Source organism: Burkholderia sp. AU4i, assembly GCF_000466765.1.
Lineage (GTDB): Bacteria > Pseudomonadota > Gammaproteobacteria > Burkholderiales > Burkholderiaceae > Burkholderia > Burkholderia cepacia.
The window spans coordinates 1-664 of sequence record NZ_ASSI01000496.1 but is presented as its reverse complement, the minus strand read 5'-3'; the positions used below and the strand labels follow the sequence as shown (position 1 = coordinate 664).

At 72.6% G+C, this 664-nt stretch carries 1 protein-coding gene; it reads right to left on the bottom strand.

Translation table 11 applies throughout. The features are described 5' to 3' along the window. Nucleotides 1–312: 312 nt before the first annotated feature. The coding region (locus tag L810_RS48320) for a hypothetical protein (protein WP_042978557.1) at nucleotides 313–664 on the bottom strand (352 nt) is incomplete at its 5' end.

Below are 664 nucleotides of genomic sequence, written 5' to 3'. Positions count from 1 at the left end.
CGCGCCGACGCTCTCGCTCGCCGAGCGACGGCGGGGCGATTCACGGTCTTCCTCCGGCCATCGTGCCGGGTCGTCCGGGAGGCCGCGCTCGCCGTGCCGTCCGGGATATCGTCGTTGCATCGTGTCTCTCCTTGTTCGCGCCTGCGCCGCGCACGGCCCCATGCCGGGTCGCGACACGGCGCATGCCGGCCGGCTCGAACGCAAGCCGCGTGCCGATATCGTTGCCGTCGCACGACACATGCGCGCCGCGCCGTCGATCCGCTGCCAAGAGCGCGAATCTGCAATGCGATTGCAGTTTTTGCGTACCGGGCGTCATGGCGCGCCGCCGGCGCCCCGATCGTCCGGATCGTCCGGGGCCGCGGATTCTTCGTCGCGATCCGGCCCGCTCAGCCGCTCGGTGCGGTCGGGCTCGATATCGGCACCTTCTACGAATGTCGAATCGCCGTCCGCCGATGCGCGCTCGCCGGTGCCCGCGCGGTCCGTATCGCTGTCGAGCGACGCATCGCCGCGTTCGAGCGCGTGCTCGTCGAGCGGCGAATCGATGTCGAACGGATGGCGCCGCGCGCCGGCCGTGTCGCTGCCGCTGTCGGACGAGTCGCTCGGCCCCAGCGCGCGGCCGTCGCGGCCGCGGCTGGCGTTGTCGTCGTCCGGGCCGGCCGGTTCG